Origin of the sequence: Micromonospora sp. WMMD734, from assembly GCF_049178975.1 — a bacterium.
Taxonomy (GTDB): Bacteria; Actinomycetota; Actinomycetes; order Mycobacteriales; family Micromonosporaceae; genus Micromonospora; species Micromonospora wenchangensis.
This window is the reverse complement of sequence record NZ_JBMHMK010000001.1, coordinates 707,607-731,751: the sequence shown is the minus strand read 5'-3', so window position 1 is coordinate 731,751 and position 24,145 is coordinate 707,607. Positions and strand designations below refer to the sequence as shown.

Genomic DNA, 24,145 nt, shown 5'->3' with positions numbered 1-24,145 from the left:
ATGGGCCGGGTCTGGCTGGCCCGCGACGAGGTGTTGCACCGCGAGGTGGCGGTCAAGGAGGTGGTGCCCCCCGCCTGGCTGGCCGACGACGAACGCGACGAGGTGCGGCTGCGGACGCTGCGCGAGGCCCGCACGGCGGCCCGGCTCAACCACCCCAACGTGGTCCGGGTCTACGACGTGGTGCAGGTCGAGGAACGACCGTGGATCGTGATGGAGTATGTCCTGTCCCGGTCGTTGCAGACGGTGCTGGACACCACCGGCCCGGTCGACCCGGCCCGCGCCGCCGAGATCGGGCTGGCGCTGTTGTCCGCGTTGCGCGCCGCGCACTCCGCCGGGGTGCTGCACCGGGACGTGAAGCCGCAGAACGTCCTGGTCGCCGACGACGGTCGGGTGATGCTCACCGACTTCGGGCTGGCCACCTTCGACGGCGGTGACGGGCTGATGACCCGTCCCGGCATGGTGCTCGGTTCCCCGCAGTTCGTCGCCCCCGAGCGTGCCGCCGACGGGGTGTCCAGCGTGGAGGCCGACCTGTGGTCGCTCGGCGCCACCCTGCACGCCGCCGTCGAGGGCCGCTCCCCGTACGCCCGCAGCACCGCGATGGCCACCCTGGCCGCCCTGGCCACCTCCCCACCGGACCCGGCCCCGCACGCCGGGGCGCTGCGCCCCGTGCTGGACGGGCTGCTGGTACGCGACCCCCGGCAGCGCATCCGCCACGACGAGGCCGCCCGCCGCCTGGAGGAGGTGGCCCGGGTGGCGCCCCGGCCCGAGCCGCCCACTGTGGTGCTCCAGGTCCCCCGTCCGATGGGGGTGGCCCGGCCGACGCCGCCACCGGTCACCGACGAGCCGGTGGCACCGCGTACCCGCGCGGACCTCGACGCCGAGCGGGACTGGGGACCACCCGGTCGCCGGATCACCGCCGACGCGCCCGAACGGCCCGTCTCCCCCGCGGCTGGCGGTGCCGCCGGCCTCGACCCGACCGGCCACCCACCGGCGGCGGCGGGGGCGTTCTCGCCCGGCGGGGCCGGCCGGGAGCCGGCCGAGGTGACGTCGGGAGGGCCCGGCCGGACCGTCGTCGGGTCGGGTGACCCAGCCGGCTACCCGCCGGGGCCGGGCGACACCGACGGACGCGACGGCGCGGCGGCCGGCGACCCGACCGGTTCCGGGCCGGGAACGGCCGGACCGCAGGTGCCCGGCCCCGGACCGGGCGCAGGCACGCCTGGCGGACGCGGGCCGGGCCGGGCCGGCACGGGCGCGGGGTCACGGCGGGCGACCGGCACGGGCGGACCGGCCGGGATGCTCGCCCGGCTGCCCCGCAGCGCCCGGGGCTGGATCCTGGCCGGGGTGACCCTCGCGGTGGGGGCGACGGCCGGCATCGGCACCACCGTCGCGATCAACGACGAGGAGCACCGGGCCGCACCACGGCACACCGACGGGCCGGCCAGCAGCAGCACCCCCTCGACCCGCCCGTACGCCCCGCCGGCCGGTGGTCCGGGCCGGCCGGGTCCGCCACCCGGCGCCCAGGACCTCGCCCCGCCTCCGCTGCCGTGCCTGCGTCCCGACCCGGTCGGCACGAAGGTCACCGGCCGACCGGCGACCGTGGACGACGGTTTCCGTCCCCCGTCCGGCTGGACCTGGTACGACGGCACCGGCTACCGGCTCGCCGTGCCGATCGGCTGGCTGCGTACCCAGGACGGGCAGGTGACCTGCTTCCGGGACCCGGGCAGCCGACGGACGCTGAGCGTGGAACCGCTGACCGGTGGCGGCGGCGGGGCGCTGGACCGGCTCCAGGCCGAGGAACGCGCCCAGCTCGGCTTCGGTGCCCTGCCCGGGTACGACAAGATCAAGCTGGCGGCGTTCGACGGCGACGGCGCCCAGTGGGAGTGCCGCTGGGACACCCCGTTCGGCGGCCGGGAGCACGGAATCCGGCTGATCCCCGGTCGGGACCTGTCCGGATACATGCTGAGCTGGTCGTCGGCGGACGAGGACTGGGACGACGCGGCCGACGAGTTGGCGGTGGTCCAGGAGAGCTTCCGGGGCCGGTCGACGGAGCTGACCTCGCCCACCTGACCCGCCCCGCCCCTCGGCCCAGGGCCGGCCCGCCCCGGGCCGCGTCCGCCGCTGCGGAACACCCAGGTAACCGTGGATATCCTGGTGGCGGGGGCAGCGAGGGGGATACGTCGTGCACGAGCAGCGGGTGGCCGGGCGGTACCGGCTGCTCGCTCTGGTCGGCGCCGGCGGGATGGGCCGGGTCTGGTTGGCCCGCGACGAGATGCTGCACCGGGACGTCGCGGTCAAGGAGGTCGTCCCGCCGCACTGGCTCGCCGCGCACGAACGCGAGGAGCTACGGCTGCGCACGTTGCGTGAGGCCCGCACCGCGGCCCGGCTGAACCACCCCAACGTGGTACGGATCTACGACGTGGTGCACGACGGGGACAATCCCTGGATCGTGATGGAGTACGTCCCCTCCCGCTCGCTGCAACAGATACTCACCGAGGAGGGGCCGCTGGACCCGCACCGGGTCGCCCGGATCGGGTTGGCGGTGCTGGCCGCCCTGCGCGCCGCACACGCCGCAGGGGTGCTGCACCGCGACGTCAAACCACACAACGTCCTGGTCGCCGACGACGGGCGGGTGGTCCTCACCGACTTCGGACTGGCCACCTTCGACGGCGGTGACGGGGCGATGACCGGCCCGGGGATGGTGCTCGGCTCACCGCAGTTCGTCGCCCCCGAACGCGCCCGCGACGGGGTTTCCAACCCGCGTACCGACCTGTGGTCGCTGGGGGCCACCCTCTACGCGGCGGTGGAGGGGCATTCGCCGTACGCCCGGGGCAGCGCGATGGCGACGCTGAGCGCGCTGGCCATCGAGCCGCCCGACCCGGCGCGGCGGGCCGGGGCGCTGCGCCCGGTGCTGGAGGGACTGTTGCGGCGCGAACCGGAACGACGGCTCACCGCCGCCGAGACGCAGACCCGGCTGAGCGCCGCGCTCGCGGCGACGCCGGCCGCACCGCAGGCGTCCATGCCGGCCGCGCCGCAGGTGGCCACCCCCGCCGCGCCGCGGGCGGCCGTACCGGCCGGTGGGCGGGCCGGCGGGGAGGCTTCGCCGCTGCCGGTCGGTGGATCGCGGTGGCGGTGGCGGCGGATCGTCCTGGTCGCGGTGGCCGTCGTGGGCACGCTGGTCGCCGGGGTCGGGACGACGGTCGCGCTGCGGGACGGCACCGGCCCGTCGACGCCTGGCGGTGGCGTGGGCACCGCGGCGGCCCGGCCGGCGGCCTTCCCGTGCGCCGCGCCCGCGCCGGCGGACGCCGCCCCGGTCCGGTCCGCGCCACCGCCGCCGGGTGAACGGTTCGGCCTGGTGGCGGGTTGGACCTGGTACGCCGACCCGGACGGCTTCCGGATCGCCGCGCCGGCCGGCTGGCTGCGCTACACCGACGGACCGGTGACCTGCCTGCGTGAACCCGGTGGCCCCCGGGTGCTCAGCATCGCCCCCGGCGTCGCCCCGGCCGACCCGGTCGCCCACTGGCGGGCCGAGGAACGCCGGCTCACCGACGACGGTCGGCTCACCGGCTACCGGCGGGTGGACATCTCTGCGCTGGACATGTATCGGGGCGGCGCGCTGTGGGAGTGCGAGTGGACCGGCCCGACAGGTGCCCGGCTGCACACCGCCCGGCTGCTGGTCCGGGTCGCCCCGCAGCGGGCCTACACCGTCTCATGGTTGACAGAGCAGTTCGACTGGCAGGTCAACGCGACATACTTCCTGATGATCCGGCAGAGTTTCCGCCCTGCCGCCGCCTGACACCCTCCCCTGTGGACCGACCAGGTTGTTGCCCTGTGGGCGGCGGTTCTGACACAGTGGCGTAGCGTTGTCGATCAAGAAAACGGGGAGGGGCGAGGCGACATGATGGGACCGTCCCACGCGCTGTCGGGCGCGGCGGTGTGGCTGACCGGGTCGTGGGCGCTGGACCAGTTCGCCGACTACCACCAGTCGCCGTTGGCCCTGGCCGTCGGCACCGCCGTCTGCGCCGGTGGGGCGCTCTTTCCCGACCTCGACCTCTCCGGCAAGGTCACCCGTAACCAGGGCGGCGCGACGGTGGCCCGTACCTTCGGGGTGTTCTCGCTGTTCGTCGCCGAGGTGATGGAGAAGATCTCGCTCGGCGTCTACTACGCCACCAAGCTCAGCCGCGACCCGCGCCGCAACAACGGTCACCGCACCCTGACCCACACCATCCCGTTCACCGTGCTGGTCGGTTGGGGCACCACCGCGCTGTGCACCGCGTACGGCAAGTGGGCGGTGGTCAGCATCCTGTTCTTCATGATCGGGCTGGCGCTGCGCGGGCTCTTCGACGAGTGGGCCGAGCGGGCCGGCTGGGTGATCGTCACCCTCGTCTCGGCCGCCGCCGCCTGGTTCACCTTCGCCAACCTGCCAGGTGACCGCGGCTATCCGATGATCGGGCTGGCCGTCGGGGTGGGCTGTTTCGTGCACATCCTCGGCGACATGATCACCAAGGCCGGGGTCCCGATCCTCTGGCCGATCCCGATCAAGCGCCGGATGTGGACGATGATCGGGCTACCCAACAGCATCGCGTTGCGTACCGGCAGCAAGGCCGAGGTGGTGGTGCTGCGGACCGCGCTGACGGTGCTCTCCGTGCTCGCAGCCGTCGGCCTGGTCGCCCCCTCGGTGCTGCAACGGTTCAACATCGAGGTCTGACCGACCGGCGTTCCACCCCTGGGACCAGCCGAACGTGGGACGGTCCGGGAGTGCTCCGCACGCCTACGATGCGTAGCATGTCCGCCGGCCCCGGGAACCGCCCCCTCGCCGGCTCCGGTCGCGGACGGCTCCTCGCCGGCCTGCTGACGCTGCTGTCGTCGGCCCTCTTCGCGGGCGTGCTCTGGGACGCCGGATACGCCCGGCTCTATCCGGCGGCACGCTTCCTGCACCGGCCACTGCCCCTGCTCGGGCTCGCCATGCTGGCCGCGCTGACACTGGTGCTCGCCGGCTGGCTGGCCGCCAGGCAACCGCCCGCCAGGACCGTGCTGCGGTCGGTCACGCTCGGCTGCGCGGTACTGCTCGGCGTGGGCACCGGCGCCTGGGGCATGTACCGCACCGGTTTCGCCTCGACCGTCGAACGGGACTCCACGCTGGCCGTCTCCCCCGACGGCCGGTACGCGGTGGTCCGGCTGGACACCCGCGACTGGAAGGACCTGCCGCACACCGAACTACGGGTACGTACCCGCGCCGGGCTGCTCAGCCACGACGCCGACCGGGAACTGGTCACCTGCCGCTACGAGCGCCCCCGGGGGCGGATCGACGCCGAGTTCGTCGGGGAACGGACGGTCCGGGTCGCGTTGGTCGACCGGCCGGCGGTCACCGTCGCGTTCGACGGACGGCTGCGCCCCCGGCACACCGTCGACATCTGCCGCCCACCCGACGGCTGACCGCCGGCGGCGCGCTGGTTGACCGGCCGGCCCGACGTCGCCGCCGGCCCGACGCCACCGGCCGGCCCGGCCGATCCGACCCCGCCAGCGGCGCGGTTGATCCGACGCCGTCGGCCGGGTGGCGCTCAGACGCCGACCCGCTGGGGTGGCACGGTGAGGCCGTAGAGCGCCATCAGTTCCGGAGTGTCCACCCGGTTGCCGTCGGCCACCGAGTCGCAGGCGATATCGACGATCTGGTCCTTGTGCGCCAGCAGGTACGGTCGGGCACCGATGTCGGCACCGGCCAGGGTCGCGATGCCGGCCCAGTGTCGTCGGCCGAACAGCATCGGGTACCCGCGCAGCCCGTCGTAGGTGGCGCAGGCCAACACGTCCGGGTACGGCAGCGCGGCCACCCGTCGGACCGCCTCCGGGGTGAGACCGGGCATGTCGACGGGTACCACCACCACCGCCTCGACCCGTTCGTCGGCCAACGCGGCCAGGCCGGCCCGGATGGACGAGCCGACCCCGGCCCCCGACGCCCGGTTGACCACCACCGTGGCGGGACTCAGGTCGGCCGCCGCCCGAACCTCGTCGGCCGCCGCCCCCAGCACGACCACCAGCTGCTCACAGCCGGCCGCCACCATCGTGTCGATCATGCAGCTGACCAGCAGCCGGTCCCCCTGGCGCAGCAACGCCTCGGGGCTGCCGAGCCGACGCCCCCCACCCGCCGCGATGATCATTCCTGCGATACGCACACCGGGTGCAACGAGCCCCCGAGGGATCAGTGTCGGCACGAAACGGATATTTCACGCGTATACCCTGAACCACCCCTCCCCACCCCACCCCTGCTCCCGACCCACCCCTGCCCCCGCCCCGCCGCCACCCGCCCCGCCCTGGTGATCAAGAGGTTTACGCCATCCCACCCCCGCCAGCTGACCTTTTCCTCTTGATCACCGCCTCGCCACCCCGCCGGCCTCGGTGATCAAGAGCTTTACGTCACCCCCACCCCGCTGGCTGACCTTTTCCTCTTGATCACCGCCCAGCCGAGCCCGCCCCGCCGAACTCGGCGATCACGAGGTTTGCGTCAGCGCGGGCAGCGAATCTGACGCGAATCTCTTGATCACCGGGGGCTGACATCGCAACGGGGCCGGCTGAGGGGGCTGGGGCCGCACAGTCAGGCTTGGGCGTAGGTGGTGACGGTGGAGAGGTCGAGGGGGAAGCGTACGGGGGTGGGGCCGAACAGCAGGGCCGAGGCGCGCTGCCCGGCGCGACGGACCGCCTCGGCCACCGGGTCGGCCAGCTCGGCCGGACAGTGCACGATCACCTCGTCGTGCTGGAAGAAGACCAGCTCCCCACCGACCCCGGCCAGCTCTGCCCGCAGCGAGGCGAGCAGCGTCGAGGCCCACTCGGCGGCGGTGGCCTGGATGACGAAGTTACGGGTGAACCGACCCCGGGAGCGGGCTGCCCGCGCCCGGGGCGAGCGCGGGTCCGCCCCGGCGTCCGGGTCCACCGGGGCGTCGTCGGCGTCACCGGAGCCGACCGTGCCCGGCGGGCAGGTCCGGCCCAGCCAGGACCGGACCAGGCCACCGGACTCCCCGGTACGCGCCGCCGCCTCCAGGTAACCGAAGGCGGTCGGATAGCTGCGTTTGAGCACGGCCAGCGCCGGCAGCGCCCCACCGCCGGTCTGCCCGTACATCGCGCCGAGCAGGGCGAGCTTGGCGCGGGCCCGGTCCCCGCCGAAGGAGTCCTGGGCCAGCGCCGCGTAGAGGTCCCCGGCCGCTCCGGCGGAGGCCAGCCGGGCATCACCGGAGACCGCGGCGAGCACCCGGGGCTCCAACTGACCGGCGTCGGCCACCACCAGTCGCCAGCCCGGATCGGCCACCACCGCCCGCCTGATCACCTTGGGGATCTGCAACGCGCCGCCGCCCCGGGTGGCCCACCGGCCGGAGACCACCCCGGCGGGGACGTACTCCGGGCGGAACCGGCCGTCGCGGACCCACGCGTCCCGCCAGGCCCAGCCGTGCGCCGTCCAGATCCGGTACAGCTCCTTGTATTCGAGCACCAACGGGACGGCCGGATGGTCGACGCCGCGCAACACCCAGGCCCGGGTGTTGGGCAGCTGCACACCGACCCGGGCGAAGGCGCGTAGCAGCTCCGCCGAGGAGTCGACGTGCACCTGCCGGACGCCGAACGCCTCGGCGACCCGGGCGGCCAGCTCGGCCAGCCGCCGCGGCGGCCCACCCACCGGGGACGCCTCACCCAGCAGCTCGGCGAGGATCTCGTCGTGCACGTCGGCACGCCAGGGCAGCCCGACGGCGGCCATCTCCACCGCGATCAGCGCGCCTGCCGACTCGGCGGCCACCAGCAGCCGGAACCGGCCGGGAAGGGCGGTGGCGGCGACCCGGGCGAGCTGGTCGGCGTACACCCGGGTCAGGGCGTCGATGCCGGGGGCCGGCGGGCCGGTGACGGCCTCGAAGAGCGCGGCCTGCCCGTGCCCCGGCGGCGCGGCCGGCCGGGGCGGCGGGTCGGGTGGGACGGCGGCCCCGGTGAGCCGGGCGTACGCGGCGGCCAGCGAGCGGGGCTCACCCCACCGGCCCGCGTGCCCCAGCAGCAGCCCTTCGGTCAGCTCGATGTCGTGGCAGCGCTCGACCCGCACCCCGGCGCGCAGCAGGACCGGGTAGAGCGTCGCACCCGAAGCCCACACCCAGCGGGGATGCTCGGCCGCCTCGCGGGCGGCCACGGCGGCGGGCAGGTCGTCGACCGGCTCGACGGGACCGGCCGGGTGACCGGCGGCGTCCAACGGCTGGAGGGCGCCACCGCCCCGCTCCCCCGCCGCCACCGCCAGCACCGCCACGGCCCGATTCTGCACCGCCCCTGTGACACCCCGGCCCGGGTCACCCGCTCCGGGTCAGCGGTCGGGATGGCGGGGTGAGGCGACCCCGCCATCCCGACCGGTCACTTGACCGCGCCGGAGGTCAGGCCGGACTGGATCTGCCGCTGGAAGATCGCGTACACGATGATCATCGGCAGGATGGCGATGGTCAGCGCGGCGAACAGGCCGGACCAGTCGGCCTCGTAGCCGGCGTTGACCGAGATGTCGGCGATGCCCTGGGTGAGCACCCACTTGTCCTTGGCGTTGGAGAGCAGCACCAGGGGCAACTGGTACTGCGCCCACTGCCCGATGATGTTGAAGATCGCCACGCTGATCAGGCCCGGCTTGGCCATCGGCAGCATCACCTGGAAGAACAGCCGGGTGTGCGAACAGCCGTCGATCATGCCGGCCTCGGCCACCGAGTTCGGCAGCGTCCGGAAGAACGCGGCCAGGAAGAAGATGGTGAACGGCAGCGAGTAGGCGATGTAGACCAGGATCACCCCGGTGTGGGTGTCCAGCAGCCCCAGGTTGCGGACCACGAAGAACAGCGGCACCAGCGCCAGGAAGACCGGGAAGGCCAACCCGGAGACGAACAGGTAGTAGATCGCCCGGTTGCCCCGGAACTTGTACCGGGCCAGCACGTACGCGGCCATCGAACCGAACAGCATGGTGCCGAAGGTGCTGCACGACACCACGAAGACGCTGTTGAGGAAGTAGCGGCCGACGTGCGCCTTGGTCCAGGCCCGGCCGAAGTTCTCCCAGCGCAGCTCCGCCGGCAGCGTCCACGGGCTGCTGAAGATCTCGCCGGTGTTCTTGAACGCGGCCAGGAACGTCCAGAGGATCGGCACGATGACGATCACCGCCCAGACGGCGAGCGCCAGCTGACCGAGCCCGCTGAACAGTCGTACCTCGCGGTGTTCGCCCCGGCCCCTACGGGTGCGGGCGGCGGGCCGGCCGGGCGGGGTGTCCGCCGCGGCCGGCGGCAGCGTCGTCTGTGCGGCCATCTCAGTACTCCACGCTTTCCCGCTTGGTCAACCGCAGCGTCAGCGCCGCGAACGTGAGGGTGAGGAAGAACAGCGCCACACCCATCGCCGAGGCGTAGCCGTACTTCGAGTAGACGAAGGCGTTGCGGTAGATCTCCACCGCCAGCACCGTCGTCGCGCCGTCCGGGCCGCCGCTGTCCACCGAGAGCACCGCGACGATGGCGAACGCGTCGAACGCGGCGATGCCGAGGTAGACCCAGGCCACCTGGAGGGTGTCCCAGAGCAGCGGCAGGGTGACCCGGAAGAACAGCATCACCTTGCTCGCCCCGTCCATCTCGGCCGCCTCGTAGATCTCCCCCGGAATGGAGGCCATCCCGGCCGAGAAGAGCACCACGTAGAAGCCGACGGCCTGCCAGACCAGCACCGCGATGATCGACCACAGGGCCAGGTTCGGCCGGACCAGGAACAGCACCGGGTCCAGCCCGAGCTTCATCAGCACGCCGTTGATCAGGCCGGACTCGTTGGGCCGGTACACCATCTGGAACAGCACCGCGATGATGGCCACCGCCAGGACCTGGGGGAAGAAGAACACCACCCGGTAGAACTTCGACCCCCGGACCCCCTGCCGCTGGCCGCCCACGCTGCGCCCACCCACGTTGAGCAGGAAGGCGAAGAACAACGCGATGGCGATCGTGATCAGCGGCAGGGCAAGCAGCAGTACGCCGTGGTGCTGGACCGCCTGCCAGAAGCGCCCGTCGTCGAGCAGCCGCCGGTAGTTGTCGAAGCCCACCCACTGCGGGGCGGACAGCCCCCGCCAGTTGGTCATCGAGATCTGGAACGCCTGCGCGTACGGTGCGATGACGAAGACCACGTACAGCGTGACCGGGGCGAACAGGAACCCGATCACGAACGGATACTTGCCGTGCCGCATGATCCCGCTTCTCCGATCGGTCAGCGCGTGAACTTGGCGACGGAGCTGTCCTTCTTGATGGCGTCGGCCCGCTTCTGGATCCGCTCCACGAAGGCGTCGGCCTTGATCCGGCCGAACATCAGCTCGTTGGTGGCGGTCCGCGCCTCGGTGTCCAGCTCCTTGTACCAACCGTCGAAGTACAGGTTGAACACGTCCTTGCCGGCGGCGGCGAGGGCGGCCTGGGAGCTGGCCACGCCGGGCGGGAAGGCGAAGCCGGTGCTGCCGGCGGTGACCACGGTCGGGGCCTTGACCACCTCGGTGAAGCCCTTCGCCCCGGCGACGGAGAGCATCTGGCGCATGTACTCCAGACCACCGCGCGGGTTCTTGCTCTTGGCCGAGACGAAGTAGCCCTCACCGGCGGTCGCCCGCACCGCGGTCGCCGGCAGCTTGTCCGAACCGGACAGGCTCGGCACCGGCATGAGCTGGTACTCGAAGCCGGCCGGGGTGTCCTTCTTCTGCTCGCCCTCCAGCCAGTCGCCGCTGGGGTAGAGGGCCAGCTTGTACTGGTTCTGCCGCAGCTGCACGTCGGTGTGCTTGAGCCCCTCGAAGCTCTTGTCGACGTACTTGGCGCCGATCTCCTCCCACGCCTGCGCCGCCTGCTTGACCGCGTCCTGCTGCCAGGCGCCGTCCTCCAGGTTGTCGATGTTCTTGAGCACGTCGGTGCCGCCGATCTTCGCGGCGTGGGTCAGGATCACGTTCCACTGGTAGTAGGCCGCGTTCGCCCCGGCGTAGCCGTACGGGGTGATGCCCTTGGACTTGATGCCGTCGAGCAGGGCGGTGAACTCCGACCAGGTCTTCGCCGGTGCCCAGCCGTTGTCCTTGAACAGCTTGCCCGAGTACCAGATGCCGAAGACGGTGGAGACGTAGTACAGGACGTACGGCTTGCCGTTGAAGGAGCCCGCCTCGACCGTGCCGGGCACGACCGTGTCGCGGACCTTCTTGCTCGGGTCGTCGACCGACGGGGCGTCCCACAGCTCGGTGAGGTCCATCAGCTGCCCGTCGGCCACCAGCGAGCCGAAGTCGATCAGCTTCTCGCCCGAGTTGTTGACGAACTCCGGCGGGTTGCCCGAGGCGAACCGGGGCTGGAGCACGGTGGAGACCGCCTGGGTGGACTGGTGCTTGATCTCCGCCTTGGGGAACGCCTTCTTGTACAGCGGCTCGTGCACGTCGGTGGCGTACTTCTCGCCGTAGCCGCCGTTGAAGATGACCACCTCCAGCGGGGCGTCCTCGGCGACCCCCAGCGGGTTGGCGGCGCTCTTGGTGCCCTCCTCGGCCTTGGTGGTGGTCTCGTCGGAGCCGCTGGTGGCGCAGGCGCCCAGCAGGCTGACCACCGGCGTGGCGAGCAGGCCCGCCGCGGCGGTGCGGCCCAGCAGGGTGCGCCGGTTCAGCGCGGCGGGGGTCTCGGGGGTATTCGACATCGTCGTCTCTCCTTGGGTGTCCGGGTCAGGCGGTGCGCCGGAGACGCCCGGCGTACCGCGACTCGAGGGCGAGGTTGTGCGCGTCCCCACCGGGGACGTTGGCGGAGAGGTAGATAGGGGGTACCTCTCCGGCCTGGTGGAACCGTCGGACGACCTCCGCGGTCACCAGTTGCGCCAGCAGCGCGGAGGTGACCGAGGAGACCGCACAGACCGCGCCGCCGCCCTCCAGCGGCAGCAGTGCGTCGCCGTACGGGGCGCCGTTGTCCAGCACCACGTCGGCGAGTTCGGCGAGTCGACGCCCGGACGGGTGGCGGGGTGCGACCCGTGCGGTGTGCGCGACCGAGGTGACCGCGATCAGCGGATGGCCGTGCCCGGTGACCAGCGTCGCCAGCTCGACGACCGAGCCGTTGATGCCGGACTGCGAGGCGATCAGGAAGACGTCGGCCGGCTGCGACCGGGCCAGCGGGTAGAGCTGGTGGGCCACGGCCGGGTCGCGTTCCAGCTTGGGGTCGGTGAGCACGTCGCGCGGGGCGTCGCCGTGCAGCACCAGGTCGTGCAGGCCGATCCGGTTGGTGGGGACCAGGCCGCCGGCGCGGGCCACCAGTTCGGCGGCGAACGCCTCGGAGTGGCCGGCCCCGAACGCCTGGAGCACCCCGCCGGCCCGCAGGCTGGTGGCGATCAGGTCGGCGGCCCGGCCGATCGCGTCGGCCTGGGTGTCGAGCAGCCGGTCGAGGACGGGCCGGACGGCCCGCGCGTACCCCTGGGCACTGATCATGAGGTGGTCCCCTTCGCGGCCTTGTGCCCCTGCACGGCCTGGGCGGTACGCCGGAAGGCCGCGTGGGCGCGGTCGTGGGTGCGCTGCGCCACGGCGATGTAGAGCAGGTCGAGCACGACGAGTTGGGGGTGCCGGGCGGACAGCGCGTCCGGCCGGAAGGTGGTGGCCTGGCTGGCGGTGAGCAGGACGATGTCGGCCAGTTCGGCCAGCGGCGAGCGCGGGAACCCGGTCAGCGCCACGGTGGTGGCCCCCCGGCTGTCCGCCTCGGCGAGCATCTCGATGGTCTCCCGGGTCTGCCCGGTGTGCGAGATGCCCAGCGCCACGTCGCCGGGGCCGAGCAGCGCGGCGCTGGCCAGCCCCTCGTGCACGTCGCTCCAAGCCCAGGCAGCGACCCCGATGCGGTGCAGGCTGAACTGCATCTCCTCGCCGACCAGCGCGCTGCCGCTGGCCCCGAAGATGTTGACCCGGGCGGCGCCGGCGATGGCGACGGCGGCCCGTTCGACCTCGGCGAGGTCGAGCAGGGTGGCGGTGTCGTGCATGGCCCGGGTGTCGGCGGCCATGATCTGGTCGAGCACCCGCTCCAGCGGGTCGCCGGGTTGGATCTCCCGGCCGATGTCGACGGTCCAGCCGGCCGAACGCGCCCGGCCGGTCTCGGAGGCGATGCCGAGGCGCAGGTCGGCGTAGCCGTCGAAGCCCATCGCCCGGCAGAACCGGGTGATGGTGGCCGGTGAGGTGCCGCTGCGTTCGGCCAGCTCGACGATGGTGGCGCGGGCCGCTGCCTCCGGGTCGCTGAGCACCTGCTCGGCGACCCGGCGCAACGCTCCCGTCAACTCTCCCGCGCCGGCCCGGACCCTGGCCAGCACCCCGTCCGCGCTGCGCCGGTCGACCGGTTCGGCATCGACCACCGCGGTTGCCGCGGTGGTGTCCGCCTCGTGCTCGGCCATCGACGCGCCTTTCGGAAAAGAGTGTTAACTGTTAGTGGTAAAAGTTCTTACTGAAGGCCCCTTCCTGTCAAGACCATGGGCGAAGTTTTCAAACTGTTACCTGCCGCGCGGCCCGCTCCGAACCCCCGGTCTTGCCCTGCGGCACCGCACCGAACAGCATGGACACCCCTGGACCAGCGCACCCCCGGGAGGCCCGCGAGGATGTCCGACACCGTCGTGGTCGGCCTCGACATCGGGGGTACGGCCACCCGGGCCACCGCCCTGACCCTCACCGGCGAACGCCTCGGCACCGGCCGGGCCGGCGGCGGCAACCCCACCAGCCACGGTGCCGAACGTGCCGCCGTCGAACTGTCCACCGCACTGCGGGAGGCGCTACGCGGGGTCGATCCGGCCCGGGTCCACGCCGGGGCGATCGGGCTCGCCGGGGCCGGCCGGTTACGCGCCGACCCGGCCGGTCGGGCCGCCTTCGACCGGGCCTGGTCGGACGCCGGCCTGCGCTGCCCGTACGCGGTGCACAGCGACGCCCTCGTCGGGTACGCCTCCGGCACCGCCGCGCCCGACGGCACGATCCTGATCGCCGGCACCGGGGCGATCGCCGCCCAGGTATGCGACCTGCGGCTGGACCGGATCGCCGACGGGCACGGCTGGCTGCTCGGCGACGCCGGCTCCGGCTTCTGGCTGGGCCGGGAGGCGGTCCGGGCACTCCTGGCCGACCTGGACACCGGCACCGCGCCCGGCCCGCTCGGCCGGCGGCTGCTCGCCGAGCTGACCGGCACGACCGGGGTGGCCGCCCGCCCCCGGGACACCGTCGATGCGGTGGTCCAGGCGGTCACCCGTCGACCACCCGTGGAACTGGCCCGGTTCGCCCCGCTGGTCGTCGACGCCGCCGTCGCCGGTGACCCGGGCGCGGCCGAACTGCTCCACCGGGCCGCCGCGCACCTGGTCACCAGCGCCGGTCGGATTCGCCCGGACGGCGTGACGACGCCGCTGGTGCTCGGCGGTGGGCTGCTCACCGGCGACACCCCGCTCGGCGCGGCGGTCCGGGCCGAGGCGGGCCGTCGCTGGCCGGACGCCCCGGTCCACTCGGCTGGGGACGGCGCGGCGGCGGCGGCCTGGCTGGCCGCCCGCACCCTGCCCGAGATCACCGACCCGGTGACCCTGCACGCGTTGCTGGTCCCGCCGAGCGGCTGACCGGCCGAGTACCGGCCGCCGCGTGATCGTTGTCGGTCAGACCGCGTGCCCCGACCGGGTCAGGTCTGGTGGGTCAGGTCTGGGTGGGGAAGCCGAGGTTCACCCCGCCGTGGCGCGGATCCGGCCAGCGGCTGGTGACCACCTTGCCCCGGGTGAAGAACCGTACCCCGTCCTCACCATGGGCGTGCAGGTCACCGAAGAGCGACGCCTTCCACCCGCCGAACGAGTAGTACGCCATCGGCACCGGGATCGGCACGTTGATCCCCACCATGCCCACCTCCACCTCGTGCTGGAAGCGCCGGGCCGCCCCGCCGTCGTTGGTGAAGACCGCCGTGCCGTTGCCGTACGGATTGGCGTTCACCAGGGCCAACGCCGCGTCGTACGAGTCGACCCGGACGACACCGAGCACCGGGCCGAAGATCTCGTCGGTGTAGATCGACATGTCCGGGGTGACCCGGTCGAACAGCGTCGGCCCCAGCCAGAACCCGTTCGGGTCCCCGTCCGGGGTGACGTCCCGACCGTCCACCACCGGCACCGCCCCGGCGGCCACCCCGGCCGCCACGTACCCGCGTACCCGGGCCGCGTGCGCGGCGGTCACCAACGGACCCATGTCGCAGCCGCGCCGCCCGTCGCCGGTACGCAGCCCGGTCACCCGCGCGGCGATCCGCGCCACCAGGGCGTCGGCGACCGGCTCCACGGCCACCAGCGCGGAGATCGCCATGCACCGCTCGCCCGCCGAGCCGAACCCGGCGTTGACCGCCGCGTCGGCGGCCAGGTCCAGATCGGCGTCCGGGAGCACCACCAGGTGGTTCTTCGCCCCGCCGAGGGCCTGCACCCGCTTGCCGGTGAGCGTCGCGCGCCGGTGCACGTGCCGGGCGACCGGTGTGGAACCGACGAACGACACCGCCCGCACGTCGGGGTGGTCCAGCAGCACGTCGACCGCCTCGGCGTCGCCGTTGACCACGTTGAGCACCCCGGCCGGCAGGCCCGCCTCGACGAACCACTCGGCCAGCAGCAGCGCCGCACCCGGGTCCTTCTCGCTCGGCTTGAGCACCACCGCGTTGCCACAGGCCACCGCGACCGGCACGAACCACAGCGGCACCATCACCGGGAAGTTGAACGGCGAGATCACCGCCACCACCCCCAGCGGCTGCCGCAGGCTGTACGAGTCGACCCCGGTGGAGACGTTCTCGCTGAACCGCCCGCGCAATACCGAGGCGATGCCGCAGGCGTACTCGATCACTTCGAGGCCGCGCTGCACCTCGCCGGCGGCGTCGGCGAGCACCTTGCCGTGCTCGGCGGTGATCACCTCGGCGAGCCGGTCCCGGCGGGCGTGGACCAGCTCCCGGAAGGCGAACAGCACCGCCGTGCGCCGGGCCAGCGAGGCGTCCCGCCAACTCCGGGCGGCCCGTCCGGCCGCCCCGACCGCCACCGCGACGTCCGCCGCGTCGGCCAGCGCCACGAGGCCGGTACGCCGACCGGTCGCCGGGTCGAAGACGTCCCCGTGCCGGCCGGACGTCCCGTCGATCCGCCTACCGTCGACGAAGTGCCCGATCCGGGCAGCGTCCACCGTGGGCGCGGCCTGCGGGCCGGGTGACCGGGTCGCCCCGGTCACCGCGCCGCCTCCGCCGCCACCGTCGAACGGATCGCCTCGACCAGGATCGCCAGGCCCTCGCGGGCCTCGGCCTCGGTGAGGGTCAACGGTGGACCCATCCGCACCACGTTGCCGTGCAGGCCGCCCTTGCCGACCAGCAGGCCGCCCGCCCGGCACGCCTCGACGACCCGGCCGGTCAGCGCCGGATCGGGCTCCATGCCACCCGGCTGGACGAACTCCACGGCGAGCATCAACCCCCGGCCCCGGATCTCGGCCACCCCGTCGAGGTCGGCGACGGCGGCCCGCAACCCGTCGACGAGGATCGCGCCGACCCGGGCGGCGTTGGCCTGCAGGTCGTGGTCCCGCAGGTAGTCCAGGACGGCGTTGCCGGCGGCGGTGGCGAGCGGGTTCCCGCCGAAGGTGGAGAAACTGACCGCCGGCACCGACTCCATGATCTCGGCCCGGCCGACCACCCCGGCCAGGGCGAAGCCGTTGCCGATGCCCTTGGCGAAGGTGAGCAGGTCCGGGATGACCCCGTGCGCCTGGTAGCCCCAGAAGTGCGCACCGGTACGCCCCCAACCGGTCTGCACCTCGTCGGAGATCAGCAGGATGCCGTGCTCGTCGAGCACCTTGCGCCAGCCGGCGAACAACCCGTCGGGCGGGGCGACGAAACCGCCGACCCCCTGCACCGGCTCGGCGATCAGGCACGCCACGTCACCGCTGGTCTGGGTGGCGAGCACCTCGCGCAGGTCCTCCACGGCGGCGTCGATCCGGTCGTCGGCGGGCAGCCGGGCGAGCAGCCCGCGCAGCCGCTCCCCGGAGTGCAGCCAGGCCACCTGGAGCGGGCTGTGCGCGCTGGCCGTCCAGCCCCGGTTGCCGGTGACGCCCATCGCCGCGTACGACCGGCCGTGGTAGCTGTTGCGGACGGCGAGGATCTGGTGCGAGCGGCGGTAGCTGGTGGCGGCCAGCAGCGCCGCCTCGTTCGCCTCGGTGCCGGAGTTGGTGAAGAAGACCCGCGCGTCCGGGATGCCGGCGACCTGCACGATCTTCTCGGCCAACTCCACCTGCTGCCGGATCAGGTAGAGGGTGGAGGTGTGCACCAGGCCGGTGTCCAGTTGACGCTGCACCGCCTCGCGGATCTCCGGGATGTCGTAGCCGATCATGTTGGTCAGCACGCCGCCGAAGAAGTCCAGGTAGCTGCGGCCCCGGGCGTCGGTCACCCGGCGGCCGGAGCCGGCGACCAGCTCGATCGGTTCGGCGTAGTAGAGCGGCATCCAGGACGGGAGCACGGCCCGGTGTCGGGCCAGCAGGTCGTCGGCGGTCATCGGCACACCCTTCCGCGGCGGGGTTCGCGTGCCCCGCACGCTGCCACCCCGGCCCGCCGCCGACAACTGCCACTGTGTCGCCCGACCGCCGCCCCGCCTGACACGCCGTCACCCGACCGGCACGGCTGGCGCGGGCGGGGCGGGCGGCACGGCCAGCGCGGGCGGGGCGGCCAGCGCGGGCGGGGCGGCCGGGCGCGGGCTCAGCCGGCGGCAGTGGCCCGGATCGCCTCGGCGAACACCTCGGACCGGTGCTCGAAGTTGCGGAACCGGCCGTAGCTGGGCGCCGCCGGGGACAACAGCACCACCCCGTCGGGCGGGGTCACCGCCCGCGACAACCGGACCGCGTCCGTCAGGTCGTCCACCACCTCGGTACGCACCTTCGGCAACCCGGCCAGCGCCGCCACGATCCGGGGGCCGCTGTCCGGAATCCCGATCACGGTCAGCTCCCGCTCGGCCAGGTGCTCGGCCAGCGGCGTGTAGTCCAACCCCCGGTCGGTACCCCCGACGATCACCGTCAACGGCCGCCCGTCGTACGCGTCGATCGCGTGCATCGCCGCGTACGGGCTGGTGGCGAGGGTGTCGTCGACGAAGGTCAGGCCGGACGGGTCGACGATCTCGGTGAGCCGGTGGGCCAGCCCGTGGAACCCGGCGACCGCCACCGCCAGAGTGTCCTTGTCGGCGACCACGTCCACGCCCAACGCGTCGAGCACGGCGAGCGCCACGCAGAGGTTGCCCGCGTTGTGCCGGCCGACCAGCGGCAGCACCCCCCGGGCGAACAGCGGCCGGTCGCCGAGGTGGAACCAGTCGGTGCCGTCCGGGCCGGTGGCGACGTGCACGCTGTCGGGCAGGCCGGCCCGGATCGCCGTCCGGTCGCCCAGCTCCAGGGCGAGGCGGGGGTCGTTGCCGTTGACCACCACCGTGCGGGGGCCGTACGCGATCAGGTTCAGCTTGTCGCGGTAGTACTCGGCCTCACCGCCGTGCGCGTCCAGGTGTTCCGGGAACAGCGAGGTGACCACCGCCACCCGGGGCGAGTCGGTCAGGTCGCTGCACTGGTAGCTGGACAGCTCCAGCACGTACTGCCCGGCCTCGGGCAGGTCGAGGGTGGGCACGCCGATGTTGCCGCCCAGCACGTTGGGCCGGTCCACCGCGGCGAGCAGGTGGCTGATCAGGCTGGACGTGGTCGACTTGCCCTTGCTGCCGGTGACCCCGATCGTCCGGTCGGCATGGTCGGCCATCCACAGCGCGGTGCCCTGGGTGACGGTCGCCCCGTTCGCCCGCAACTCGACCAGCCACGGGTGGGTGTTGGGCACCCCCGGGGAGCGGACGACGACCTCGGCTGCGGCCAGCCGGGCGTACCCCTGCTCGCCGGTGACCAGCGGCGCGGCCTCGGCGAGCGGACCCTCCCAGGCCACCGTGAGGAAGTTGGCGCTGTCGTCGACGGCGACCAGGTCGGCCGGGCCGTGCGCGGCGATGGCGGTCACGGCGGCGCGGCCCTCCCGGCCGGCCCCCCAGACGGCGACGGTACGGCCGCGCAGATCGGACAGGCGCACGAACTCTCCCTGAGGTGTCGACGGCGGTGCGGCGGCCCGGTCCGGCGCAGCGGACCCGGCCGGACGGACCAGGGCCTAGTATGGCGTGTGCCCAACGAGCAGCTCCGGCGGATGGACGCCTTCACCTTCCCGTCGTACGCGTTCGACCCCGCCACCGGCGCGGCGTCGTTCGACTACGCCCTGACCGGCCCCGACGGCGAGCAGCGGTTCACCGAGACGATCACGCTGCCGGTGCCGGCCACGCCGCCGTCGGCGCAGACGCTGGCCACCCTGGGCCGGGTCCTGGAGCTGCTGCACGTGGTGGCCGGGGTCAGCTACTACAAGGCCGCCGCCCCGCCGCGCCTGGTGCTGCCGACGCCGCTGGGCGCGGCGGCCACCGCGCTGGTCACCGCCGTCTACACCAAGGGCCTCGCCGAGTACGCCTACCGCAACCGGCTCCCGCACGTGCTGGAGCTGCGCCCCGAGGTGCCGGCCGGCGAGGTCCCGCCACCCCGGGTGTACGACGACTCCGACCGGCGTCCGCTGTCGGCCGTCGGCGGGGGCAAGGACTCCATCGTCAGCCTGGAGGCGCTGCGCCGGGGCGGCTTCGACCCGGTGCCGTTCTCGGTCAACCCCAACCACGTGATCGTCGCGGTGAACGAGGCGTCCGGGTTGCCCGCGCTGGCCGCCCGGCGGCGGCTCGACCCGGTGCTGTTCGACCTGAACGCCGCCGGGGCGCGCAACGGGCACATCCCGGTCACCGCGATCAACTCGCTGATCGCGGTCGCCACCGCCGTGCTGCACGGGCTCGGGCCGGTGGTGATGTCCAACGAGCGGTCCGCGTCCGACCCGAACCTGATCTGGAACGGTCACGAGATCAACCACCAGTGGTCCAAGGGGGTCGAGGCCGAGGGGCTGCTGCGGGCGGCGCTGGCCGGGCACGCGGGGCTCACCGAGCCGTACTTCTCGCTGCTGCGCCCGCTGTCGGAGCTGCACATCGCCCGGCTGTTCGCCACCATCGACCGCTACGACGCGGTGGTGACCAGCTGCAACGCCGCGTTCAAGCTGCGCGACGCCAGCGCCCGCTGGTGCCGCGACTGCCCGAAGTGCCGGTTCGTCTTCCTGGCCATGGCCCCGTTCATGCCCCGGGAACGGGTGGTCGGCATCTTCGGCGGCGACCTGCTGGCCGACGGGACGCAGATCCCCGGCTACCGGGAACTGCTCGGCGTGGACGGGCACAAGCCGTTCGAGTGCGTCGGCGAGGTGGAGGAGTCGGTGGTGGCGTTGAGCCTGCTCGCCGCCCAGGACCAGTGGCGTGACGCCCCGGTGGTCCGCGCCCTGGTCGACGCGGTGCCCGCCGCCGCCTGGTCGACGGCGGCCACCTCCGACGTCTTCACCCCGGCCGGCCCCCACCACGTCCCCGCCGCCTACGCCAAAACCCTGGACACCCTGACCTGACCCGCTCCCCCGCGCCCTTTCCCCACCCGGCCCTCATCGCCCCGGTGATCAAGAGGTTCGCGTCACCGGGGCGGCGAATTCCGACGCATTCCTCTTGATCACGGCGAACCTGCCGGCCGGACGGTCGGTGATCAAGAGGAATGCGTCACCCGGCCAGCGAAATCTGACGCAAACCTCTTGATCGCGGTCGACGGGCAGGCCGCGCGGGCGGTGATCAAGAGGTTCGCGTCACCCCGCCGACGGAATCTGACGTATTTCTCTTGATCATCGGAGACCTGCCGGGCGGGCACGGGCGGGCACGGGGCGGAAGGGTGGCGGGGCGGAAGGGTGGGAGCGGGGGGAGGCGCGTCAGGGGGTGCGGATGGCGTCGAGGGCCAGCAGGGCGACGTGCAGGGAGAGGCAGGCTTCGACCGAGTCGAGATCGACGCCGAGGATCCGGCCGATCCGGGCCAGCCGTTCGTAGAAGGCCGGTCGGGACAGGTGTGCGGCGACCGCGCCCGCCGACTTGTTGCGGCCCTGCTCCAGGTAGGCACGCAGGGTGCCGAGCAGTTGTTCCCGGGGGTGTTGGGCGTCGTGGGCCAACAGCGCGCCCAGTTCCCGTTCGACGAAGGTCTGCAACCGGGGCTCGTCGCGTAGCAGGTGCAGCAGGCCGGCCAGTCCGACGTGCGGCAGCCGGAAGACCGGCAGGTCACGGCTGTCCCGGCGGGCGGCCTCGGCGACCTGGCGCGCCTCGACCAGCGAGCGGCGTACCTCCCGTAGGCTCGCCACCCCGGAACCGGCGGCGACGAGCACGCGCGCCGGCTGGTCGGGGTGGCGGCGGCGCAGCGCGGCGGCGAACGCGGCCAGCGCGCGGTCCTCGGCGGCGGCCTCCGGCAGGGCGAGCAGGACCCCCACCGCCTGGTCGTCGACGGGGCTGGTCAGCCCGGTCAGTTTCGCCTCCCGTAGCGCCTGGCCGACCGCTTCGGCGAGGTCACGCAGCCGGGCCGGGCCGGCCTCGGCCGGGCCGCCCTCACCCGGTGCGCCGGATTCGGCCGGGGTGTCGCGGCGGAGCCGGACCATGACGCCGATCAGGTGCCGACGCTCCAGGGGCACCCCCAACGCCCGCGCCCGCAAGGCGATCTCGTCCACCGGCCGGGAGTGGTCGAGCAGGGCGGTGAGCAGCGTGTGGTGCAGTTGCCGTTCCAGCCCTTCGGCGTCGCGGCGGATCAGCCGGCCCAGCGCCAGGGTGGAGGCGGCCCGCTCCACCAGGATGGTCAGCCGGGTGGGCGGCGCACCGACGGGCCGGCCGTCGCCGAGGCCCGCCCGCGCCGGCCAGCGCAGCAGCAGCCGACCCCAGTCCTGTCCGCGCGCGCCGACGGTCGTGACCAGCCAGCCGCTGTCACTGTCGTACGCCGTGCGTCCGGCGGGACGCAGCCGTCGGGAGTGCTGCTCCCAGCCGTCCAGCAGCAGCTCGGCGTTCTCCCCCGCCGGGTCGTAGGCGAGCACCTGCCGGGACAGGTTCTCCAGCACCACCGGGCAGCCGGCCAGCGCGGCGGCCTGCCGGACCACCTCGGCGGTCCCGGCGCCCTCGACGGACAGTTCGGTGAAGCGTTGGTGGATCTCCTCGGCGGCCCGCAGTTCGTGCAGTTGGGCGTCGACGATCAGGGCGTGCACCGCCTCGGTGATCCGCACGAACGGGGTGGGCCGGCGCAACTCGACCAGGGGCAGCCCGCGCCGGGCGGCGGCCACGGCCATCACCCGGGGCACCTCGGTCGGGTAGCGGCGGCCCAGTTCGACCACGAGCCCGGAGACGCCCACCGCGACCAGGTCGCCGATGAAGGCGCGTAGTCCGACGTCGTCGGCGGGCAGCCCGATGCCGGTGGTGAGCACGAGTTCACCGCCGCCGAGCAGGGTGGCGATGTCCGGCACCTCCGTCACGTGCACCCAGCGCACCGGCCGGTCCAGGCCGGTCTCCCCGGCTACCAGCCGGGGCGCGCCGCGGCGGACCGGGTCCAGCGCGAGCACCTCACGGACGGTAGGGAACACGGGCGACAACCTACCCCCGGTGACCCCGGGCCCCGCCATCCACCGTCCGTCACCGCCCCCGACCGACCACGAGGGCGGCTCCGCCGGCCGGGACGGTGAGGGCGGCTCCGCCGGCCGGGGGCGGGGACCGGTCCCGGCCGGCGATGCGACGGTCAGTCGACGCCGAACTCCATCGCGGCCCGGTCGAGGGCCTCGTCGTCGGCGGTGGCGACGCCCCGGGAGGCGATGGCCTCCGCGCCGCCCTGCGGCATCGCCCCGATCAGCCCGGTCGAGGCGGCCTGGGCCGCGCCGATCGCCCGCTGGGGGGTTCCGCCGCCGACCAGGCCGAGGGTGGCGTACTGCTCCAGCTTGGCCCGGGAGTCGGCGATGTCGAGGTTACGCATGGTGAGCTGGCCGATCCGGTCGGACGGGCCGAACGCCGAGTCCTCGGTGCGCTCCATGGACAGCTTGTCCGGGTGGTAGCTGAACGCCGGGCCGGTGGTGTCCAGGATCGAGTAGTCCTCGCCCCGGCGCAGCCGCAGGGTCACCTCGCCGGTGACAGCGGTGCCCACCCAGCGCTGCAACGACTCGCGCAGCATCAGCGCCTGCGGGTCGAGCCAGCGGCCCTCGTACATGAGCCGGCCGAGGCGACGGCCCTCGTGGTGGTAGTTGGCCAGGGTGTCCTCGTTGTGGATGGCGTTGACCAGCCGCTCGTACGCGGCGTGCAGCAGTGCCATGCCGGGGGCCTCGTAGATGCCCCGGCTCTTGGCCTCGATGATCCGGTTCTCGATCTGGTCGGACATGCCCAGGCCGTGCCGGCCGCCGATGGCGTTGGCCTCCAGCACCAGGTCGACGGGGCTGCCGAACTCCTTGCCGTTGATCGTCACCGGGCGGCCCTGGTCGAAGCCGATGGTGACGTCCTCGGTGGGGATCTCCACGGACGGGTCCCAGAACCGGACCCCCATGATCGGGCTGACCGTCTCGATGCCGGTGTCGAGGTGTTCCAGGGTCTTCGCCTCGTGGGTGGCGCCCCAGATGTTGGCGTCGGTGGAGTACGCCTTCTCGGTGCTGTCCCGGTAGGGCAGGCCGCGTTCCAGCAGCCACTCCGACATCTCCTTGCGCCCGCCGAGTTCGGTGACGAAGTCGGTGTCCAGCCACGGCTTGTAGATCCGCAGCTGCGGGTTGGCCAGCAGGCCGTAGCGGTAGAACCGCTCGATGTCGTTGCCCTTGAAGGTCGAGCCGTCGCCCCAGATCTGCACGTCGTCGGAGATCATCGCCCGGACCAGCAGGGTCCCGGTCACCGCCCGACCCAGCGGGGTGGTGTTGAAGTAGGCCCGGCCACCGGAGCGGATGTGGAAGGCGCCGCAGGTCAGCGCGGCCAGCCCCTCCTCGACCAAGGCGGCGCGGCAGTCGACCAGGCGGGCGACCTCGGCGCCGTAGCTGAGCGCACGTCCGGGCACCGAGTCGATGTCGGGCTCGTCGTACTGGCCGATGTCGGCGGTGTAGGCGCACGGGACGGCGCCCTTGTCGCGCATCCACGCGACCGCGACCGAGGTGTCGAGGCCGCCGGAGAAAGCGATGCCGACACGTTCGCCGATGGGCAGGGAGGTGAGAACCTTGGACACAGGGAAGATTATGCACCTGCCCGCATTCTCATGCAAATAGCCGGG

At 73.4% G+C, this 24,145-nt stretch carries 18 protein-coding genes; 6 read left to right on the top strand and 12 right to left on the bottom strand.

Annotation, left to right across the window (positions count from 1 at the left end):
• The 4 genes from ACN267_RS03300 (at nt 1) to ACN267_RS03285 (ending at nt 5,433) form a co-directional block, all read left to right on the top strand.
• Nucleotides 1-2,067 (top strand): protein kinase domain-containing protein, encoded by a 2,067-nt coding sequence (locus ACN267_RS03300; protein WP_421490382.1) that lies wholly within the window; start codon nt 1-3, stop codon nt 2,065-2,067.
• 172 nt (nt 2,068-2,239) lie between these two features.
• Nucleotides 2,240-3,793 (top strand): serine/threonine-protein kinase, encoded by a 1,554-nt coding sequence (locus tag ACN267_RS03295; protein WP_421490381.1) that lies wholly within the window; start codon nt 2,240-2,242, stop codon nt 3,791-3,793.
• Between the two features lie 102 nt (nt 3,794-3,895).
• On the top strand, nt 3,896-4,705 hold the full coding sequence (locus ACN267_RS03290; RefSeq protein ID WP_145920781.1) for a metal-dependent hydrolase: 810 nt from the start codon (nt 3,896-3,898) through the stop codon (nt 4,703-4,705).
• Nucleotides 4,706-4,782: 77 nt separating this feature from the next.
• Entirely contained in the window at nt 4,783-5,433 is a 651-nt protein-coding gene (locus ACN267_RS03285) for a hypothetical protein (protein WP_204959070.1), read from the top strand.
• 125 nt (nt 5,434-5,558) lie between these two features.
• Here ACN267_RS03285 and ACN267_RS03280 read toward each other — a convergent pair whose 3' ends face one another.
• From ACN267_RS03280 to ACN267_RS03250, 7 genes are all read right to left on the bottom strand, one after another.
• The gene (locus tag ACN267_RS03280) at nt 5,559-6,152 is read right to left on the bottom strand and encodes a nucleotidyltransferase family protein (protein ID WP_204959610.1); all 594 of its coding nucleotides are present in this window, start codon (nt 6,150-6,152) and stop codon (nt 5,559-5,561) included.
• Between the two features lie 434 nt (nt 6,153-6,586).
• Nucleotides 6,587-8,281 carry a bifunctional 3'-5' exonuclease/DNA polymerase gene (locus ACN267_RS03275; RefSeq protein ID WP_281895923.1) on the bottom strand — a complete coding sequence of 565 codons (1,695 nt, stop codon included), beginning with the start codon at nt 8,279-8,281 and terminating at the stop codon, nt 6,587-6,589.
• 86 nt (nt 8,282-8,367) lie between these two features.
• The gene (locus ACN267_RS03270; protein ID WP_421487871.1) at nt 8,368-9,288 is read right to left on the bottom strand and encodes a carbohydrate ABC transporter permease; all 921 of its coding nucleotides are present in this window, start codon (nt 9,286-9,288) and stop codon (nt 8,368-8,370) included.
• A gap of 1 nt (nt 9,289) precedes the next feature.
• The gene (locus tag ACN267_RS03265; protein WP_204959073.1) at nt 9,290-10,198 is read right to left on the bottom strand and encodes a carbohydrate ABC transporter permease; all 909 of its coding nucleotides are present in this window, start codon (nt 10,196-10,198) and stop codon (nt 9,290-9,292) included.
• A 20-nt stretch (nt 10,199-10,218) separates the two neighbouring features.
• A complete protein-coding gene (gene ngcE / locus ACN267_RS03260) occupies nt 10,219-11,655 on the bottom strand; it encodes an N-acetylglucosamine/diacetylchitobiose ABC transporter substrate-binding protein (RefSeq protein ID WP_421487870.1) in 1,437 nt (478 codons plus the stop codon).
• Nucleotides 11,656-11,680: 25 nt separating this feature from the next.
• Complete coding sequence (locus ACN267_RS03255; RefSeq protein WP_281895915.1) at nt 11,681-12,430, bottom strand: SIS domain-containing protein; 750 nt, start codon at nt 12,428-12,430, stop codon at nt 11,681-11,683.
• A complete protein-coding gene (locus tag ACN267_RS03250) occupies nt 12,427-13,374 on the bottom strand; it encodes a MurR/RpiR family transcriptional regulator (RefSeq protein ID WP_204959076.1) in 948 nt (315 codons plus the stop codon). Before ACN267_RS03250 ends, ACN267_RS03255 begins: the two co-directional genes overlap by 4 nt.
• A 201-nt stretch (nt 13,375-13,575) precedes the next feature.
• On the opposite strand from ACN267_RS03250, the gene ACN267_RS03245 reads away from it, so the two are divergent.
• Nucleotides 13,576-14,565, top strand: a complete 990-nt coding sequence (locus ACN267_RS03245) for an N-acetylglucosamine kinase (protein ID WP_421487869.1) — start codon at nt 13,576-13,578, stop codon at nt 14,563-14,565.
• A gap of 73 nt (nt 14,566-14,638) precedes the next feature.
• Here the strand turns inward: ACN267_RS03245 and ACN267_RS03240 are convergent, their stop codons facing one another.
• The 3 genes from ACN267_RS03240 to murD all read right to left on the bottom strand — a co-directional run bounded on the left by ACN267_RS03240 (nt 14,639) and on the right by murD (nt 19,034).
• Nucleotides 14,639-16,120 (bottom strand): CoA-acylating methylmalonate-semialdehyde dehydrogenase, encoded by a 1,482-nt coding sequence (locus ACN267_RS03240; protein WP_421490380.1) that lies wholly within the window; start codon nt 16,118-16,120, stop codon nt 14,639-14,641.
• A gap of 56 nt (nt 16,121-16,176) precedes the next feature.
• The gene (locus ACN267_RS03235) at nt 16,177-17,484 is read right to left on the bottom strand and encodes an aspartate aminotransferase family protein (protein ID WP_204959078.1); all 1,308 of its coding nucleotides are present in this window, start codon (nt 17,482-17,484) and stop codon (nt 16,177-16,179) included.
• A gap of 200 nt (nt 17,485-17,684) precedes the next feature.
• Entirely contained in the window at nt 17,685-19,034 is a 1,350-nt protein-coding gene (murD, locus tag ACN267_RS03230; RefSeq protein ID WP_204959079.1) for a UDP-N-acetylmuramoyl-L-alanine--D-glutamate ligase, read from the bottom strand.
• An 87-nt stretch (nt 19,035-19,121) separates the two neighbouring features.
• Here murD and ACN267_RS03225 point away from each other — a divergent pair, with 87 nt between their 5' ends.
• Nucleotides 19,122-20,471 (top strand): hypothetical protein, encoded by a 1,350-nt coding sequence (locus ACN267_RS03225; RefSeq protein WP_204959080.1) that lies wholly within the window; start codon nt 19,122-19,124, stop codon nt 20,469-20,471.
• Nucleotides 20,472-20,819: 348 nt separating this feature from the next.
• Here ACN267_RS03225 and ACN267_RS03220 read toward each other — a convergent pair whose 3' ends face one another.
• Both ACN267_RS03220 and argG read right to left on the bottom strand, forming a co-directional pair.
• On the bottom strand, nt 20,820-22,496 hold the full coding sequence (locus tag ACN267_RS03220) for a PucR family transcriptional regulator (protein ID WP_281895908.1): 1,677 nt from the start codon (nt 22,494-22,496) through the stop codon (nt 20,820-20,822).
• Between the two features lie 152 nt (nt 22,497-22,648).
• A complete protein-coding gene (gene argG, locus ACN267_RS03215) occupies nt 22,649-24,100 on the bottom strand; it encodes an argininosuccinate synthase (RefSeq protein ID WP_204959082.1) in 1,452 nt (483 codons plus the stop codon).
• Nucleotides 24,101-24,145 lie beyond the last annotated feature (45 nt).

Excerpts from the sequence above, each read along its gene's own strand:
- ACN267_RS03255 (WP_281895915.1), bottom strand. The coding sequence starts at position 12,430 with ATGATCAGTGCCCAGGGGTACGCGCGGGCCGTCCGGCCCGTCCTCGAC.
- ACN267_RS03250 (WP_204959076.1), bottom strand. The coding sequence starts at position 13,374 with ATGGCCGAGCACGAGGCGGACACCACCGCGGCAACCGCGGTGGTCGAT.
- ACN267_RS03270 (WP_421487871.1), bottom strand. The coding sequence starts at position 9,288 with ATGGCCGCACAGACGACGCTGCCGCCGGCCGCGGCGGACACCCCGCCC.
- ACN267_RS03290 (WP_145920781.1), top strand. The coding sequence starts at position 3,896 with ATGATGGGACCGTCCCACGCGCTGTCGGGCGCGGCGGTGTGGCTGACC.
- ACN267_RS03295 (WP_421490381.1), top strand. The coding sequence starts at position 2,240 with ATGGGCCGGGTCTGGTTGGCCCGCGACGAGATGCTGCACCGGGACGTC.
- ACN267_RS03300 (WP_421490382.1), top strand. The coding sequence starts at position 1 with ATGGGCCGGGTCTGGCTGGCCCGCGACGAGGTGTTGCACCGCGAGGTG.
- ACN267_RS03245 (WP_421487869.1), top strand. The coding sequence starts at position 13,576 with ATGTCCGACACCGTCGTGGTCGGCCTCGACATCGGGGGTACGGCCACC.
- ACN267_RS03280 (WP_204959610.1), bottom strand. The coding sequence starts at position 6,152 with ATGATCATCGCGGCGGGTGGGGGGCGTCGGCTCGGCAGCCCCGAGGCG.
- ACN267_RS03265 (WP_204959073.1), bottom strand. The coding sequence starts at position 10,198 with ATGCGGCACGGCAAGTATCCGTTCGTGATCGGGTTCCTGTTCGCCCCG.
- ACN267_RS03235 (WP_204959078.1), bottom strand. The coding sequence starts at position 17,484 with ATGACCGCCGACGACCTGCTGGCCCGACACCGGGCCGTGCTCCCGTCC.
- ACN267_RS03285 (WP_204959070.1), top strand. The coding sequence starts at position 4,783 with ATGTCCGCCGGCCCCGGGAACCGCCCCCTCGCCGGCTCCGGTCGCGGA.
- ngcE (WP_421487870.1), bottom strand. The coding sequence starts at position 11,655 with ATGTCGAATACCCCCGAGACCCCCGCCGCGCTGAACCGGCGCACCCTG.